This window comes from Pseudomonas sp. IT-232MI5 (assembly GCF_949767845.1).
Lineage (GTDB): Bacteria > Pseudomonadota > Gammaproteobacteria > Pseudomonadales > Pseudomonadaceae > Aquipseudomonas.
This window is the reverse complement of sequence record NZ_CATKQE010000060.1, coordinates 196837-212446: the sequence shown is the minus strand read 5'-3', so window position 1 is coordinate 212446 and position 15610 is coordinate 196837. Positions and strand designations below refer to the sequence as shown.

Annotated in this window: 17 protein-coding genes; 6 read left to right on the top strand and 11 right to left on the bottom strand. The window is 58.6% G+C overall.

Translation table 11 applies throughout. The features are described from left to right. Window positions 1-324 precede the first annotated feature (324 nt). Window positions 325-2322: a leucine-rich repeat domain-containing protein gene (locus ACM6JQ_RS27365; RefSeq protein ID WP_414895009.1), complete on the bottom strand. Its 1998-nt coding sequence runs from the start codon at window positions 2320-2322 to the stop codon at window positions 325-327. Window positions 2323-2514: 192 nt separating this feature from the next. Further along, entirely contained in the window at window positions 2515-2955 is a 441-nt protein-coding gene (locus tag ACM6JQ_RS27360) for a hypothetical protein (RefSeq protein ID WP_095113967.1), read from the bottom strand. Here ACM6JQ_RS27360 and ACM6JQ_RS27355 point away from each other — a divergent pair. Continuing rightward, entirely contained in the window at window positions 2954-3409 is a 456-nt protein-coding gene (locus tag ACM6JQ_RS27355; protein ID WP_007909235.1) for a tRNA (cytidine(34)-2'-O)-methyltransferase, read from the top strand. The genes ACM6JQ_RS27360 and ACM6JQ_RS27355 overlap by 2 nt on opposite strands. A gap of 123 nt (window positions 3410-3532) precedes the next feature. On the opposite strand, the gene secB is transcribed toward ACM6JQ_RS27355, so the two are convergent. The 3 genes from secB to ACM6JQ_RS27340 are packed head-to-tail and all read right to left on the bottom strand — an operon-like array spanning window position 3533 to window position 4744. Beyond that, window positions 3533-4018 carry a protein-export chaperone SecB gene (gene secB / locus ACM6JQ_RS27350; RefSeq protein WP_007909233.1) on the bottom strand — a complete coding sequence of 162 codons (486 nt, stop codon included), beginning with the start codon at window positions 4016-4018 and terminating at the stop codon, window positions 3533-3535. 56 nt (window positions 4019-4074) lie between these two features. Beyond that, window positions 4075-4329 carry a glutaredoxin 3 gene (gene grxC / locus ACM6JQ_RS27345; protein ID WP_008080561.1) on the bottom strand — a complete coding sequence of 85 codons (255 nt, stop codon included), beginning with the start codon at window positions 4327-4329 and terminating at the stop codon, window positions 4075-4077. 1 nt (window position 4330) lies between these two features. Beyond that, window positions 4331-4744, bottom strand: coding sequence for a rhodanese-like domain-containing protein (locus tag ACM6JQ_RS27340; protein WP_007909228.1), 414 nt, complete (start codon window positions 4742-4744; stop codon window positions 4331-4333). Between the two features lie 153 nt (window positions 4745-4897). Here ACM6JQ_RS27340 and gpmI point away from each other — a divergent pair, with 153 nt between their 5' ends. From gpmI to ACM6JQ_RS27315, 5 genes are all read left to right on the top strand, one after another. Further along, a complete protein-coding gene (gpmI, locus tag ACM6JQ_RS27335) occupies window positions 4898-6427 on the top strand; it encodes a 2,3-bisphosphoglycerate-independent phosphoglycerate mutase (protein WP_414895008.1) in 1530 nt (509 codons plus the stop codon). Window positions 6428-6695: 268 nt separating this feature from the next. After that, window positions 6696-7982, top strand: a complete 1287-nt coding sequence (locus ACM6JQ_RS27330) for a murein hydrolase activator EnvC family protein (protein ID WP_042705011.1) — start codon at window positions 6696-6698, stop codon at window positions 7980-7982. Between the two features lie 31 nt (window positions 7983-8013). After that, on the top strand, window positions 8014-9333 hold the full coding sequence (locus ACM6JQ_RS27325) for a S41 family peptidase (protein ID WP_007909222.1): 1320 nt from the start codon (window positions 8014-8016) through the stop codon (window positions 9331-9333). Window positions 9334-9335: 2 nt separating this feature from the next. Further along, window positions 9336-10112, top strand: a complete 777-nt coding sequence (locus tag ACM6JQ_RS27320; protein ID WP_007909220.1) for a divergent polysaccharide deacetylase family protein — start codon at window positions 9336-9338, stop codon at window positions 10110-10112. Between the two features lie 117 nt (window positions 10113-10229). Beyond that, on the top strand, window positions 10230-11606 hold the full coding sequence (locus ACM6JQ_RS27315) for a Vps62-related protein (RefSeq protein WP_414895007.1): 1377 nt from the start codon (window positions 10230-10232) through the stop codon (window positions 11604-11606). On the opposite strand, the gene ACM6JQ_RS27310 is transcribed toward ACM6JQ_RS27315, so the two are convergent. The 6 genes from ACM6JQ_RS27310 to hisB form a co-directional block, all read right to left on the bottom strand. Then, window positions 11587-12342, bottom strand: coding sequence for a substrate-binding periplasmic protein (locus tag ACM6JQ_RS27310; protein WP_007909212.1), 756 nt, complete (start codon window positions 12340-12342; stop codon window positions 11587-11589). The genes ACM6JQ_RS27315 and ACM6JQ_RS27310 overlap by 20 nt on opposite strands. Before the next feature lie 81 nt (window positions 12343-12423). After that, complete coding sequence (gene hisF / locus ACM6JQ_RS27305; protein ID WP_007909211.1) at window positions 12424-13194, bottom strand: imidazole glycerol phosphate synthase subunit HisF; 771 nt, start codon at window positions 13192-13194, stop codon at window positions 12424-12426. 9 nt (window positions 13195-13203) lie between these two features. Continuing rightward, entirely contained in the window at window positions 13204-13941 is a 738-nt protein-coding gene (gene hisA, locus ACM6JQ_RS27300) for a 1-(5-phosphoribosyl)-5-[(5-phosphoribosylamino)methylideneamino]imidazole-4-carboxamide isomerase (RefSeq protein ID WP_003220753.1), read from the bottom strand. Window positions 13942-13983: 42 nt separating this feature from the next. Continuing rightward, window positions 13984-14244, bottom strand: coding sequence for a DUF2164 domain-containing protein (locus tag ACM6JQ_RS27295; RefSeq protein ID WP_003220751.1), 261 nt, complete (start codon window positions 14242-14244; stop codon window positions 13984-13986). Further along, window positions 14245-14883 carry an imidazole glycerol phosphate synthase subunit HisH gene (gene hisH / locus ACM6JQ_RS27290; protein WP_007909206.1) on the bottom strand — a complete coding sequence of 213 codons (639 nt, stop codon included), beginning with the start codon at window positions 14881-14883 and terminating at the stop codon, window positions 14245-14247. After that, window positions 14883-15476, bottom strand: a complete 594-nt coding sequence (gene hisB / locus ACM6JQ_RS27285) for an imidazoleglycerol-phosphate dehydratase HisB (RefSeq protein ID WP_007909204.1) — start codon at window positions 15474-15476, stop codon at window positions 14883-14885. Before hisB ends, hisH begins: the two co-directional genes overlap by 1 nt. Window positions 15477-15610: the final 134 nt, after the last annotated feature.

Below are 15610 nucleotides of genomic sequence, written 5' to 3'. Positions count from 1 at the left end.
GCTTTCGTGTTTCTGATCAGATTTTTTTGTTTCAACACATTAAAACCTGGCACGCCCCCTGCAATAACCCTTACAGGTGATTCGATTCACCACCCGTTTCGGGGACCTTGGTACAGGCAGGCCGGGGATTCCCCTCTTTACACCGGGCTCATACCGCAACGCGACGAGCCCACCCTTTTGGGATCCTTGGTACAGGCAGGCCGGGGGTTCCCTCTTTACACCGGACCGACGCTCACAGCGAAGTCCACCCGTTTTGGGAACCCTGATACAGGCAGGTCAGGGATTCCCGCTTTTACACCAATCGCCGAGGTGTTCAGCCCGGCGTTAATTAAGCTTCGGACGTTTGGGTAAATGATGCAGGGGCTGATTTTGCCGCCCCGAGTCATATTCCCGTATTTGTGCTTCAAGCCTGTCGAGCATTTTTCCGGGGCTGGGTTCATTGAGCAGAATGTCCCTCATCCTTGCCTGTTCGCTTGGCTCAGCCTTCGTATAGGCATCCAGAAACCACCACACCCGCCGCTGCAAAAGCGGATGCTCGACGTGAAATTCAGGCGTACGACTCAGCTTCCGAATCCCATTGATCACGTCACTTGCTGCACCGCCGAAGCTGTCCCAGAGCTTCAGTTTTTCAGGTAATTCCAATGGCGGCACATTTCGCAGCCACAGGTTTGCCGACCGATCAGCACTTTCCTCTCCCAGCCAGATGTCGGCGCCTGTTTTTATACGCGCATGTATCAGACGCCGCAGGGAAGCCGGATCCGTGATGGGATTGCCGCTGAGACTGAAGCCCGCTCTGAGTTCGATGGATTCCGGGATCGCGGCAATTCGATTGTTCGCCAGATTCAACACTTTCCCGGGAATCTTATCGGTGATGCCGTCCGGAAACTTGTCCAACCTCATGTTGGAAAGATCCAGCTCCTGCAACGCAGTCATTGCTTTAAGTGAAGGTGCAACAGAAAACGCGTTGTCGCCCAGTCGCAATACCTCCAGCCTTGACGGCCCGTTGTCGGCATCAAGCCCGATAGGGATTCGGTGTATTCCGGAGCCTGTCAGGTCCAACACGCGCAACTCGGTCATCCCGGAGATGTCAGGATCCGTTAGCAAAACGACGCTCGGGTGTTGAAGAGACAACCGAGCGCGCAAGTCGTCAGGATAATGATTCAGCCTCACCGCCTGTATTTTACCTAGCCTCAACACCTGCAGCCTGGTCATGCCCCTCAGCGAAAAGTCATCCTGAAAATCACAATCCTGCAGGTTCAACTCTCGTAAACGGGGGAGCCTCGCTAATTGCTCGGCAAAGCGCGAACCCAGATCGAATCTTGAGTAAGCATGCTCATACATAGAGGCATCGGAGGTACTTCTGGTGATCATCTGGCTTGTGACCGTCAGACTTTCAATGTTGGGAAATTGCGCAAAAAACACCTCAGGGTTCAGCGGCGCATGACCTCTTAACGTGAGAGAAACAACTGAGTTGAATTTCAATGAAAGCAGCTTATCGACTGGCCATAGCGTGAGATTGATATCCAGCTTGAAACCCGATAGCCGCCCATCGCTGTAGACCCGCTGATCAGGCTTACTTTTCCACTTGTACAATTTGCGCAGCGTACTCCACATGGCAAACGCCTCATCTACGCCATGTTTCCCTAGAATGCGATTTTGGTGGTCCGGGATGCTGACGTGTTCGTAGTCCAGTTGCAGTAGCCCAAGCTGAATCCGCTTGAGTTCCACATCTGCCACATCCTTGTCACCAAACCGGGCGATAAAGTCATCCGCGTGTTGATCGGTCGCTTTCGGAAGGTAGCTTCGAACCTGCGCTCGGGTAGTTGGCTCAACGACCGTACGCGGGTACCAAAAACCGCTATCGGCGTCACGCAGCATCACCGGCCCCAAAAGCAACTCACTTGGCCGTCGGGCCCGATGCAGTCCCGTCTCGGGGTCCACGGCGACATGGACAAAATCGCCATCGGCCACTTCAGCGTAGGTGCGCTTGTTAAAAACCCTCAAGCCTTCGCCGTTGGCTTCTGGAAGTAACGCCCGGGCATTGATTACGTAATGGTCCAGCGTCGGTTGAGGCGCGAGCAAACGTGCGTCAACGGGGGTCGCGTGAGTAATAACCGCCGGAGTCGCACCAGTGGCATCTGCGTCAACAGCCCTGGACGACCCGGCCCGCGGCTGCCAATCATCGGCGGAGAGTCCTGAACCGGAACCTCTGCGGCCCGATGGGCCGGGGAGCGGAATGTCCACGTCGGCCGGTCGGGTTGGACTGGTCGAAGCATCCACTTTCACGTGGGTGCTGCCCCCGACAGGTGGTTTTATTGGCATTTTTTTCATCCTTGAAAAAATCGCCCCTGGCAGTCGTGCAAGGGGCGAAGACTTTCGGCATCCTGCCGGCTTAAAAGAGGAACGCACGATAGCGTGCGCAAGCATTCAAGGAGAGTGGAAAGGCAGACAAGCGTAGTGGGAAACGACGTCAATAAGCGTAGGAGTACGTCGAGAAGGACAGCAGTACTCCGATCAGTTCGTTTGCAAGCGTATCTCCAGCCGCCAGCGGTCATCGACCTCACTGCCGACCCAATTACCCTGCAGCGGCCGCGCTGCCAATACGGTCAACAACAACCCGCCATCGCTCATTCGCGTGCGCCAGTTCACGTCCCTGCCGTTGAGCTTGAGTTGCCCCTTCTGCGCCTGGCCATCCGCCTGAAACAATAGCGCCACCGTGCCATCGATGATTTCACCGTGCAGCTTGGGTTCGTTGTTGAACCACACCACCAACCCCTGCTCTGACACCTCGACTTGTTGCAGCACAGTCGGATCCGGCGTGGTCAGGCGGCCGATCATCAAACCGATCATCACGCCGACAATCGCCAGCGAACCGATGACTCGCGGCAATAGTTTCGAACGGTTGTCCACAGGCGGCGTAGAATGCCGCTCATCTTTACCTTCGGAGCCGTGCATGTTTCACGTCATCCTTTTTCAACCAGAAATTCCGCCGAATACCGGCAACGTTATCAGGCTGTGCGCCAATAGCGGCTGCCACCTGCATTTGATCGAACCGCTGGGCTTCGAGATGGACGACAAGCGCTTGCGCCGCGCCGGTCTCGACTATCACGAATATGCCACGCTGCAACGTCACGCAGACTTGGCCAGTTGCCTGGAAAGCCTTGGCAACCCGCGGCTTTTCGCGTTCACCACCAAAGGCTCGCGGCCGTTTCATGATGCCGCGTTTGTTCCTGGCGATGCGTTCATCTTCGGCCCGGAAAGCCGTGGCCTGCCGCCGGAAGTGCTCGACGCGCTGCCGCCGGAACAGCGCCTGCGCCTGCCGATGCGCGAAGGCTGCCGCAGCCTGAACCTGTCCAACACCGTTGCGGTCGCAGTGTACGAAGCCTGGCGCCAGAACGACTTCAAGTAACATCACAAAACAAATGTGGGAGCGAGCCTGCTCGCGAAAGCGGTGTATCAGTCGACAAAACTGTCATCTGACACGCCTCTTCGCGAGCAGGCTCGCTCCCACATGGGGTGTTGCTGAACCGTCTTACTGAACGGTTGGCGTCTCGCCGCTTTCCTGCATGCGCTGCAGCTCTTGCGCGTACAGGGCGTCGAAGTTCACCGGGGCCAGCATCAGCGCCGGGAACGAACCACGGGTCACCAGGCTGTCCAGAGTTTCGCGCGCGTACGGGAACAGAATGTTCGGGCAGAACGCACCCAGGGTGTGGCTCATCGAGGCCGCGTCCAGGTTCTTGATCAGGAAGATACCGGCCTGTTGCACTTCAGCGATGAAGGCGACTTCTTCACCGTTTTTCACGGTAACGGACAGGGTCAGCACCACTTCGTAGAAATCACCTTCCAGTGCTTTCTGGCGAGTGTTCAGATCCAGTGCGACCGCCGGATCCCACTGCTGGCGGAAGATCGCCGGGCTTTTCGGGGCTTCAAAGGACAGGTCGCGTACGTAGATGCGCTGCAAGGAGAATTGCGGTGCGGTTTCTTCTTCGCTGGCTGCAGTGTTCTGTTGGTCAGTCATCTCAGATCCTTTCTGATCTCGGGTCTTTAAGGGATTGCTGTACGTGGGTGCAGCCGTTAGGCCTTGAGCAGCGCGTCGAGCTTGCCGGCGCGCTCCAGGGCATACAAATCGTCACAACCGCCGATGTGCTTGCTGCCGATCCAGATCTGCGGCACGGACGTGCGTCCGGCTTTCTGGGCCATTTCGGCACGCACCTGCGGCTTGCCATCGACCTTGATCTCTTTGAAGGCCACGCCTTTGTTCTCGAGCAAATACTTGGCTCGGGAGCAATAAGGGCAGTAGTCGCTGGAGTAGACGATGACTTCGCTCATATCACTTCACCAGCGGCAGGTTGTCGCCTTTCCAGCTGGAGATCCCGCCGGACAGCTTGGCGGCGGTGAAGCCGGATTTCATCAGTTCGCGGGCGTGGGTGCCAGCGGTCTGGCCCAGGGCGTCGACCAGGATGATGGTCTTGGCCTTGTGTTTTTCCAGCTCGCCAATGCGCGCAGCCAGTTTGTCCTGGGGAATATTGATCGCGCCAACAATGTGGCCGGCTGCGAAATCCTTGGCCGGACGGATGTCCACAACCACGCCTGCATCTTTATTGACCAGCGCGGTCAGCTCGCCGGTGCTCAGGCTTTTACCGCCGCCCTGCATCGTGTGCGCCAGCAGCAGAGCCAGCAGTACGACGAAGATACCGACAAGAATGTAGTGGTTAGTGGCAAATTCAATCAGGTGAGCAACCATCGAAGGAGGTTCCAGGGCGTTAAAATGTCGGCCAGTATACACAGCCACTATGGTCGGCCAAACCCCGTCCGGCGGTGACGCGGTCGGAACTTAGCTTTAAACTCCAACTCCCTTTTCCATCGCCCTCTTCTTTATTAGCCACGAGTGGATTCCATGACGACTACGCCTAAACCTTTGGTCCTGATGATTCTCGACGGCTTCGGTCATAGCGACAGCCCCGAATCCAATGCCGTTTTTGCGGCGAAGAAGCCTGTTCTCGATCGCCTCTGGGCCAGCGTGCCGAACGGCTTGATCTCGGGCAGCGGCATGGACGTCGGCCTGCCGGACGGCCAGATGGGCAACTCCGAAGTCGGCCACATGAATCTTGGCGCCGGTCGCGTGGTGTATCAGGACTTCACGCGTGTGACCAAATCGATCCGCGACGGCGAGTTCTTCGAGAACCCGACCATCTGCGCCGCTGTGGATAAAGCCGTGGCCGCTGGCAAAGCCGTGCACTTCATGGGTCTGCTGTCCGATGGCGGCGTACACAGCCATCAGGATCACCTGATCGCCATGGCTGAACTGGCGTTCAAGCGCGGCGCCGAAAAAATCTACCTGCACGCCTTCCTCGATGGCCGCGACACACCGCCGAAAAGCGCGGCATCGTCGATCGAGCTGCTTGATGCGACCTTCCAGGCGCTCGGCAAGGGCCGCATCGCCAGCATCATCGGCCGTTACTTCGCCATGGACCGTGACAACCGTTGGGATCGCGTCGCTCAGGCGTACAACCTGATCGTCGATGGTAACAGCGAATTCAACGCTGCCACGGCGCAGGAAGGCCTTGAAGCCGCTTATGCCCGTGGCGAGAGCGACGAATTCGTCAAAGCCACGTCCATCGGTGAGCCAGTGAAAGTCGAAGACGGCGACGCCGTGGTGTTCATGAACTTCCGCGCCGACCGTGCCCGTGAGCTGACCCGCGTATTCGTCGAAGACGACTTCAAGGATTTCGAACGCGCACGCCAGCCGAAACTGGCCGGTTTCGTCATGCTGACCCAATACGCCGCCAGCATTCCGGCTCCGTCGGCATTCGCCGCAGGCAGCCTGGACAACGTGCTGGGCGACTATCTGGCGAAGAACGGCAAAACCCAGCTGCGCATCGCTGAAACCGAAAAATACGCCCACGTGACCTTCTTCTTCTCCGGCGGTCGTGAAGAACCGTTCCCGGGCGAAGAGCGCATCCTGATCCCGTCGCCGAAAGTCGCCACCTACGACTTGCAGCCGGAAATGAGCGCGCCGGAAGTCACCGACCGTATCGTTGAGGCCATCGAAAACCAGCGTTTCGATGTAATCGTGGTCAACTACGCCAACGGCGACATGGTCGGCCACAGCGGCGTGTTTGACGCGGCAGTGAAGGCTGTTGAATGCCTCGACACCTGCGTCGGTCGCATTGTCGATGCGCTGGAAAAGGTTGGCGGTGAAGCACTGATCACGGCTGACCACGGCAACGTCGAAAAAATGGCCGATGAAGAAACCCACCAGGCTCACACTGCGCACACCACCGAGCCGGTGCCGTTCATTTATGTCGGCAAGCGCGACCTGAAAGTACGTGAAGGCGGCGTGCTGGCGGACGTTGCACCGACCATGCTGAAGCTGCTGGGCCTGGAAAAACCAGCGGAAATGACCGGCACTTCTATCCTGGTCTGACCTCGATTGCCAAAACACCGCAAAACCCTGTGGGAGCTGGCTTGCCAGCGATAGCAATCTGACAGCCAACATCTATGTTGAATGTGCAGACGCCATCGCTGGCAAGTCGAATCGTCGCACCGCAGCTCCCACAGTGGTTTATGGAGTTTTCGAAATGGAATTCGGTGTATTGCTTGGTCCAGTTATCACACAGCCCCAATTGGGCGTTTTTTTTGCAGCCTCGGGCGGGCATACTAGGCCGTCCCTTACCCTGGTGCCGCCCGCCTCTATGCTCCGCGTCCTGATCGCCCTCGCTCTGACCTGCCTGCTCCAACCGGCCTTCGCTGACGAGCGCGCGCAAACCCAACAGCAGTTGGACGCCACGCGTCAGGACATTGCCGAGCTGAAAAAGCTGCTGAGCAAAGTCCAGGAAGAAAAGTCCGGCGTACAGAAAGAGCTCAAGGGCACTGAAACCGAGTTGGGCAAGCTGCAGAAACAGGTCGATGCGCTGCAGAAAGAACTGCAGAAAAGCGAATCCGAGCTGCAGCGGCTCGATGCAGAGAAAAAAAAACTCCAGAGCGCGCGCACTGAACAGCAGCGACTGATCGCCATTCAGGCCCGAGCGGCCTATCAGAACGGTCGGCAGGAATACCTCAAGCTGCTGCTCAACCAGCAGAATCCCGAGAAATTCGCCCGTACCCTCACCTATTACGATTACCTGAGCCAGGCCCGCCTGGAGCAGTTGAAGAACTTCAACGAAACCCTGCGCCAACTGGCCAATGTCGAAAAAGACATTGCCGCCCAGCAGGCGCAATTGCTGGTGCAGAAAAGCAGCCTCGATACCCAGCGCGACGAACTGGAAAATGTTCGCAAGGAACGTCAGCAAGTCCTCGCCAAGCTCAACGACGACGTGAAGGCCCGCGATCAGAAACTCGCCGCCCGCGAGCAAGATCAGGCAGACCTGTCTAAAGTCCTTAAAACCATTGAAGAAACCCTGGCGCGCCAGGCCCGTGAGGCAGAAGAAGCGCGGCAGAAAGCGCTGATCGCCCAGCAGGAAGCGGAAAAAAAGCGTTTGCGTGAGGCGCAGGCTGAAAACAGCGACGCCCCACGAAAACCAGTCAGATCCACTCCCGGCGCGCTGGTTTCCAGCAGCGGCGAGACCTTCGGTGGCCCTTTTGCTGCAACCCGGGGAAAACTTCCTTGGCCGGTTGATGGTCGACTGCTGGCACGCTTCGGCGAAAGCCGTGGCGACGACGCCCGGACCAAGTGGGACGGCGTGATGATCAGCGCCTCCGCCGGCAGCCAGGTGCATGCCGTGCATGGCGGTCGCGTGGTCTTCGCCGACTGGTTGCGCGGTGCCGGGCTGCTGGTGATCCTTGATCACGGCAATGGGTTTCTGAGTCTTTACGGTCACAACCAGACGCTGCTCAAGTCGGCTGGGGACGTGGTTAAAGCCGGTGAGTCGATCTCCACTGTCGGTAACAGTGGCGGTCAGGACACACCAGCGCTGTATTTCGCAATTCGTCAGCAGGGTCACCCGAGTGATCCAGCACAATGGTGCCGCGCGCAAGGATAAGCGTGCCGCCTAATTCAGGAGTTCGTTCGACATGCTGCATTTGTCCCGCCTTACCTCGCTGGCCCTGACGATCGCTCTGGTGATCGGCGCGCCTCTGGCGTTTGCCGCTCAACCAGCCCCGGCCGTCGCTCCGGCAGGCACTGCCGCGACCTCCAAGGCGCCGCTGCCGCTGGAAGAGTTGCGCACCTTTGCCGAGGTCATGGACCGGATCAAAGCCGCTTACGTCGAGCCGGTGGACGACAAGACCCTGCTGGAAAACGCGATCAAGGGCATGCTCAGCAACCTTGATCCGCATTCGGCCTATCTGGGCCCGGAAGATTTCACCGAGCTGCAGGAAAGCACCAGCGGTGAATTCGGCGGTTTGGGCATTGAAGTCGGCGCCGAAGACGGTTTCATCAAAGTCGTCTCGCCAATCGACGACACCCCGGCGTCGAAGGCCGGCATTCAGGCCGGCGACTTCATCGTCAAGATCAACGGCCAGCCAACGCGCGGCCAGACCATGACCGAAGCCGTCGACAAGATGCGCGGCAAGATCGGCCAGAAAATCACTCTGACGCTGGTACGCGATGGCGGCACGCCGTTCGACGTGACCCTCGCCCGCGCAGTGATTCAGGTGAAGAGCGTCAAGGCGCAATTGCTGGAAACCGGCTATGCGTATATCCGCATCACCCAGTTCCAGGTCAAGACCGGCGAAGAGGTCTCCAAGGCTCTGGCCAAGCTGCGCAAGGACAACGGCAAGAAGCTCAACGGCATCATTCTCGACTTGCGCAACAACCCGGGCGGCGTGTTGCAGGCGGCGGTCGAAGTGGTCGACCACTTCATCACCAAAGGCCTGATCGTCTACACCAAAGGCCGCATCGCCAACTCCGAGCTGCGCTTCTCGGCCACCGGTAAAGACGAAAGCGAAGCGGTGCCGATGGTCGTGTTGATTAACGGTGGCAGCGCCTCGGCCTCGGAAATCGTCGCCGGCGCCCTGCAGGATCAGAAACGTGCCGTGGTCATGGGCACCACCAGTTTCGGCAAAGGCTCGGTGCAAACCGTGCTGCCGCTGAACAACGACCGCGCACTGAAGATCACCACGGCGCTGTACTTCACGCCAAATGGTCGCTCGATCCAGGCGCAGGGCATCGTTCCGGACATCGAAGTGCGCAAGGCCAAGATCACCAGCGAGGCCGATGGCGACTACTTCAAGGAAGCCGACCTGCAAGGTCACTTGGGCAACGGCAACGGCGGTGCGGACAAACCGAGCGGTTCCGGCGGCAAGGCCAAAGCGATGCCGCAGGATGACGATTACCAACTGGCCCAGGCCCTGAGCCTGCTCAAAGGCCTGAGCATTACGTCCGGCCGTTGAGGATGTCACTGCGTTTCGTCTTCGTTCTGTTGTGCTGTCTGGCGGGTGCTGCTCACGCAGAGCCCGCCAGCCCAAAGCCACACAAAGCCTTCCTGACACTGATCATTGACGACCTGGGGCAAAACCTGCCCCGGGATCGCCGCGTGCTGGCCCTGCCCGGCCCGGTGACCACGGCGATCATGCCCGACACCCCACACGCCACCGAGTTTGCCCGCGAAGCCCATCGCGCTGGCAAAATCGTCATCCTGCACATGCCTATGGACCCGGCCACTGGGCCATATGCCTGGCACCCCGAACTCCCGCTCGAAGAACTCGAAAAACGCCTGAACGCCGCGTTCAAAATGGTCCCCTATACCGCTGGCATCAACAATCACATGGGCAGCCGCATGACCGCGCAGCCAGTGGCGATGGCATGGTTGATGGGCGAATTGCAGCGCCGTCACAAGTTTTTCGTCGACAGCCGCACCAGCGCACAGACCGTCGCCGCGCAGCAGGCGCAGAAGATCGATCTGGCGAGCGTGTCACGGGACGTGTTTCTCGATGACGAACGCACTGAAGCGGCGATCTACACGCAACTGCAAACTGCGATCAACCTGGCGCGCAAACAGGGTTCGGCGGTGATGATCGGCCATCCGTATCCGCAGACGCTGGCGGTGCTGGAGCGCGAATTGCCGAAGTTGAAGGCTCAGGGCATCGAATGGATCGATATCAAACAGATGATCAGCGTACGCAGCAATCGCGCCATGGCTGGCCATGGCAAGGACGGCGTGTATCGGTAGCACTTTGTGACGCTGACACATACATAGTTACCACCCGACAACCATCCCCTTTCCCGATAGTGCGACCTGCAACAGGTCGTGGCGCCCTCGCGTCGCTTTCAACTATCAGGAATCATCATGACTATCGAAGACAACACCGCAGCGCATCCCAAGCAGATGGAACCGATCATGCAGGACAATCTGCTGATCAACTTCACCACGGAGTTTCACCGGATCTGGAGCACCAACGGTTCAAAAGCAAAACCCGCCACGTTCTGGCGCCCCACCCCTGCTCCGGATGCATTGCCAGGCTACTTTCCGCTGGGCGATGTGCTCATTCCCGGCGACACCAGTATCAATGGCGAAATGGTCGCCGCCGTGGTCTGCGAGAAAGATATGAAAGGGGCCGTAAGCCCTAACGGAAAGGCACTGGCCCGCCCTGTCGATTTTGAACTGGTCTGGAAGGAAACCGGAGCGCCCAGTGTCACGCGCATGTCGATCTGGCGACCTTTGGCCCCTGTCGGTTACGTCGCATTGGGGCTGGTGTGCTCCAACGATCACTACAAACCTTCGTTGAACTCGGTACGCTGCGTCAGGCTCGACCTGGTTATCGCAGCGAACGTCGGCGAGCTGATCTGGAATGACAAGGGCAGCGGTGCCAAGCTCAGTTTCAGCGCCTTTGGCATCGAACCGTCGACTGCCGCCGCAGGCGACATCCATTTTGCACCCGGCACCTTCGTGGGCGTCCAGGGCTACAGCAAGCCTGCTGCGCCTTCAACGGCTTACGGCTTGCGCATGCAAATCCCGCTGCAAGTCAGCGCATCGCCGCAAATTCCAACCCTCACCGGCTACGCGAAGCCCGCCGCACGCGAACCCGCCACAGTCACCCAGATTGCCCGGCTGCCATGGTTTGCAGTGCGAGATCATGTTCATTCCGGCGAACAATTTCGCAATTCGCCCTACTACGAACTGAAAAGAACTGACGAATACGTGCTCATTGGTCACGAGCACAATGAATCGGACAAGTATCGGGCCGTCAAATGGACCGCGCCACGTTCGCAAAACGCGGTGACGATGCGTATGTTCCATCGTTTTACCGCCATTGAAATCGTCAAAGCCTGGCCGACCGTGCCTCTCAGTGATATCCGCATTACAAAATTCTCAGCCTGCCTGCCGAAGACTTTGACCCACACCGAAACGTCTTCCAGCGGCTGGAACGAGCTACGACCTCAAGTGGTGATTGTCATGGCGCCGGAGCAAACCGCCGTCGCGGTTTATCAGCTGCAAAGCCATTACGAGTTGGTACGGGAAGACGGCACTCAAGTGGCGGTCGACTTTGGTTACACCGATGATTCCAGCGTTCTGTTGACGCAATATCCGCCGGAATCCGTCGAGGTCGTCAGTGGGTGCCCGCCACTGACGACAGACACCCCGGCAGCACCGCACATCGATGACGCCAACGCTAGCGCGCAGCAATCACCGGACCTGGCTGTCGCTATAGATAGCGCGCCATGATTTCGTCGACCACACCTTCCTTGCGCAACTGATCCAGCGCAGCCTGAAGCCTGGCGACGACTTCGTCGGAGACATCTTTGTTCAGCGCCAGGTACAACTCGGCACTGTTGAAGCGCAGCACGGTCTTCAGGCCGGTGACCCCATCCTGCCGAGCCAGATAGCGCCCGGCAGGATCACCGGTAGCCCACAGATCAATCTGTCCATTGACCAGTTTCTTCGCGTTGTCCTGATCGCGCAGCACCACAATCGGCTTCAGGCCTTGTTTGGTCAGTGTCTCGGCAATTGCGTCGCCCTTGTAGGCACCGACCTTGTACTTGCGCGCGTCATTGAGGGTTTCCAGGGTGATCTTGCTGTCAGCCTTGGCCAGCATGATCCAGTCATCAGGACCGATGGGGCCAACCCATTTGAAGAGTTTTTCGCGGTCCGGCAAGCGCGCCATCACAAAGGCGCCATAACCGGGATTTTCCAGCGCGAGCTTATAGACACGCTCCCATGGAAAACGCAGGGTCAGGCTATAGGTGACGTCGGCACGCTTGAACATCTCGCGCACGATATCGGCGGCGATGCCATTGATGTTCTCGCCTTTGGCGAAGTTCTTGCCATCTTTCGCCATGTTGTACGGCGGGAAATTTTCGGTGAGGAGCACCAGATCGGTGTCGGGACTGGTTTCGGCGCGGGCTGTGTTGATGAACAACATCGAGGCGCTGGCGAGAACAAGAAGCAGGCGTTTGATCATGTCGGGCTACCGGAATCCATGGCGTGCCCAAGAGTGCCTTGGGTGCGCCATGGTGTCCACTGGCCTGTATCGATTTTGAGCTTAGCGCATCACGATGCCGCGTTTGGCCATGTAGGCCTTGGCTTCCTGAACGGTGTATTCGCCGAAGTGGAAAATACTCGCCGCCAAGACTGCGCTGGCGTGGCCTTCGAGGATGCCGTCGGCCAGATGCTGCAAGTTACCGACACCGCCGGAAGCGATCACCGGAATGCCCAGCGCATCGCTGATCGCGCGGGTGACACCGAGGTCGAAGCCGTTTTTCATGCCGTCCTGATCCATGCTGGTCAGCAGGATCTCGCCAGCGCCGAGGCCTTCCATTTTCTTCGCCCACTCGACCGCGTCGAGGCCGGTTGGCTTGCGCCCGCCATGGGTGAAGATTTCCCAGCGCGGGGTTTCGCCCGGGCCGGAGACCTTCTTCGCATCGATGGCGACAACGATGCATTGCGAGCCGAAATGCTGCGCGGCTTCGCCGACGAACTCAGGGTTGAACACCGCCGCGGTGTTGATCGACACCTTGTCCGCGCCGGCATTCAGCAGATTGCGAATGTCTTGCACGGTACGCACGCCACCGCCGACAGTCAGCGGGATAAACACCTGGCTGGCCATGCGCTCGACGGTATGCAGCGTGGTGTCGCGGCCATCGACGCTGGCGGTGATGTCGAGAAAAGTAATCTCGTCGGCACCCTGCTCGTCATAACGACGGGCAATTTCCACCGGGTCACCGGCGTCGCGGATGTTTTCGAACTTCACACCTTTGACGACCCGGCCGTTGTCCACGTCCAGGCAAGGGATGATGCGTTTGGCCAGCGCCATGGTCAGTCCTCAGCCTTGGTACGAATCGCAGAAAGCTTGCGCTTCGGCGACGTCGAGGGTGCCTTCGTAGATCGCCCGGCCAGTGATGGCGCCGATGATGCCTGGCGCCTTGGCGTCGAGCAGCGACTTGATGTCACCCAGATTGTGGATACCGCCGGAAGCGATCACCGGGATCTTCGTGGCAGCGGCCAGCGCAGCGGTAAACGGCACGTTGCAACCCTGCATCATGCCGTCTTTGGCGATGTCGGTATAAACGATCGAGGAGACGCCGTCGGCTTCAAACTGCTTGGCCAGATCAATGACCTGCACGGTGCTGATTTCAGCCCAGCCATCGGTGGCGACAAAACCGTCTTTGGCATCCAGACCGACGATGATCTTGCCCGGGAACGCGCGGCAGGCCTCAGCGACGAAGGCCGGATCTTTAACGGCTTTGGTACCGATGATCACGTAGCTCACGCCAGCCTTGACGTAGTGCTCGATGGTTTCCAGCGAACGGATGCCGCCGCCGATCTGGATCGGCAAAGTCGGATAGCGCTTGGCGATCGCGGTGACCACTTCGCCGTTGACTGGCTGGCCTTCGAACGCGCCATTCAGATCGACCAGATGCAGACGGCGGCAACCGCCCTCCACCCACTTGGCAGCCATGCTCACCGGGTCATCGGAGAACACTGTGGAATCTTCCATGCGGCCCTGGCGCAGACGTACGCAGGCACCGTCTTTAAGATCGATAGCGGGAATAATCAGCATCTGGCAAACCTTCAAATTTGAATGTTCAGCTTGGCTCGGAAATCAGTTTTTCTCGAGCGCCCACAGGTCGCTTTCGATGCTTTCAAACCGCTCTTTGAGGTGGGTCTGCACATCGAAAATCGCCCTGTTGTAATAGTGCGGAGCAATTTCGCGGGTAAACAGCTCAAGAATTTCCGCCGCTTCGAACGAACCCAGATCGAGTTCGAAACGGTCTTCCATGAACCGCTGAATCTTGCGATTGGCCTCGTTCTCCTGTTCGGGAGTGAGGGTCAGAATCGGCGGTTTGGACTTCTTGGCAGCCATTTACCAGCGACCGTCCCACGCGGCGAAGTTCTGCAGCAATTGCAGGCCATGGGTATGGCTTTTCTCCGGGTGGAACTGCACGGCGAAACGCGAGCCATCGGCTAGCGCCGCAGCGAAATCGACACCGTAGTGACCGCCGCCAACCACCTGCCGCGCGTTAGCGGCAGCGATGTAGTAGCTGTGCACAAAGTAGAAACGCGCCATGTCGGGAATGTCATGCCACAGCGGGTGGCTGACCTTCTGCTTAACTTCGTTCCAGCCCATGTGCGGGACTTTCAGGTGCTCGCCGTCTTCATGCAGGTCTTTGCCGAAGAACTTCACCGCGCCCGGGAACAGGCCGATGCAGTCGACGCCGTCGTTCTCTTCGCTGGTGTCGAGCAAGGCTTGCATGCCGACACAGATGCCGAGAAACGGACGATCCTGACTGACTTCGCGCACCAGCGAGTCGAAGCCGAGGCGACGGATCTCTGCCATGCAATCGCGAATTGCGCCAACACCGGGGAACACCACGCGGTCAGCTTCACGAATCACCGCCGCATCGCTGGTGATCAGCACTTTACCGGCACCGACGTGCTCGAGGGCTTTGGCCACCGAGTGCAGGTTGCCCATGCCGTAATCGATAACTGCAACCGTCTGCATTACAGAACGCCTTTGGTCGATGGCATTTGCCCGGCCATGCGCTCATCCAGCTCGACGGCCATGCGCAGTGCGCGGCCGAAAGCCTTGAACACGGTTTCGATCTGGTGGTGAGTGTTGGTGCCACGCAGGTTGTCGATGTGCAGGCTGACCAGCGCGTGGTTGACGAAGCCCTGGAAGAATTCCTGGAACAAGTCAACGTCGAAACCGCCGACGGTGGCGCGGGTGTACGGCACGTGCATCTGCAGGCCTGGACGACCGGAGAAGTCGATGACCACGCGCGACAGCGCTTCATCGAGCGGCACGTAGGCATGACCGTAGCGACGGATGCCTTTTTTATCGCCAATGGCTTTGGCAAATGCCTGGCCGAGGGTGATACCGACGTCTTCCACCGTATGGTGGTCGTCGATATGCAGATCGCCCTTGCATTCGATATCCAGGTCGATCAACCCGTGACGGGCAATCTGATCCAGCATGTGCTCAAGAAAAGGAACACCGATATCAAATCGGGCCTTTCCGGTGCCATCAAGGTTGATCGAGGCTTTGATCTGGGTTTCCAGAGTGTCGCGCTCGACAGACGCCTTACGTTCGGCCATCACCAGCTCCGCAAAATCATTGGGCGAAAAAGGCAGCCATTATAGGCACGCGGGGCCGAAACAGAAACACGAGAGGTGAGATGGCTGACGGATAGAACGCCCGGCTGTCGCGGGTAGACATGTCCATACAAGCC

Excerpts from the sequence above, each read along its gene's own strand:
- ACM6JQ_RS27365 (WP_414895009.1), bottom strand. The coding sequence starts at position 2,322 with ATGCCAATAAAACCACCTGTCGGGGGCAGCACCCACGTGAAAGTGGAT.
- ACM6JQ_RS27355 (WP_007909235.1), top strand. The coding sequence starts at position 2,954 with ATGTTTCACGTCATCCTTTTTCAACCAGAAATTCCGCCGAATACCGGC.
- ACM6JQ_RS27360 (WP_095113967.1), bottom strand. The coding sequence starts at position 2,955 with ATGCACGGCTCCGAAGGTAAAGATGAGCGGCATTCTACGCCGCCTGTG.
- secB (WP_007909233.1), bottom strand. The coding sequence starts at position 4,018 with ATGACTGACCAACAGAACACTGCAGCCAGCGAAGAAGAAACCGCACCG.
- grxC (WP_008080561.1), bottom strand. The coding sequence starts at position 4,329 with ATGAGCGAAGTCATCGTCTACTCCAGCGACTACTGCCCTTATTGCTCC.
- ACM6JQ_RS27340 (WP_007909228.1), bottom strand. The coding sequence starts at position 4,744 with ATGGTTGCTCACCTGATTGAATTTGCCACTAACCACTACATTCTTGTC.
- gpmI (WP_414895008.1), top strand. The coding sequence starts at position 4,898 with ATGACGACTACGCCTAAACCTTTGGTCCTGATGATTCTCGACGGCTTC.
- ACM6JQ_RS27330 (WP_042705011.1), top strand. The coding sequence starts at position 6,696 with ATGCTCCGCGTCCTGATCGCCCTCGCTCTGACCTGCCTGCTCCAACCG.
- ACM6JQ_RS27325 (WP_007909222.1), top strand. The coding sequence starts at position 8,014 with ATGCTGCATTTGTCCCGCCTTACCTCGCTGGCCCTGACGATCGCTCTG.
- ACM6JQ_RS27320 (WP_007909220.1), top strand. The coding sequence starts at position 9,336 with ATGTCACTGCGTTTCGTCTTCGTTCTGTTGTGCTGTCTGGCGGGTGCT.
- ACM6JQ_RS27315 (WP_414895007.1), top strand. The coding sequence starts at position 10,230 with ATGACTATCGAAGACAACACCGCAGCGCATCCCAAGCAGATGGAACCG.
- ACM6JQ_RS27310 (WP_007909212.1), bottom strand. The coding sequence starts at position 12,342 with ATGATCAAACGCCTGCTTCTTGTTCTCGCCAGCGCCTCGATGTTGTTC.
- hisF (WP_007909211.1), bottom strand. The coding sequence starts at position 13,194 with ATGGCGCTGGCCAAACGCATCATCCCTTGCCTGGACGTGGACAACGGC.
- hisA (WP_003220753.1), bottom strand. The coding sequence starts at position 13,941 with ATGCTGATTATTCCCGCTATCGATCTTAAAGACGGTGCCTGCGTACGT.
- ACM6JQ_RS27295 (WP_003220751.1), bottom strand. The coding sequence starts at position 14,244 with ATGGCTGCCAAGAAGTCCAAACCGCCGATTCTGACCCTCACTCCCGAA.
- hisH (WP_007909206.1), bottom strand. The coding sequence starts at position 14,883 with ATGCAGACGGTTGCAGTTATCGATTACGGCATGGGCAACCTGCACTCG.
- hisB (WP_007909204.1), bottom strand. The coding sequence starts at position 15,476 with ATGGCCGAACGTAAGGCGTCTGTCGAGCGCGACACTCTGGAAACCCAG.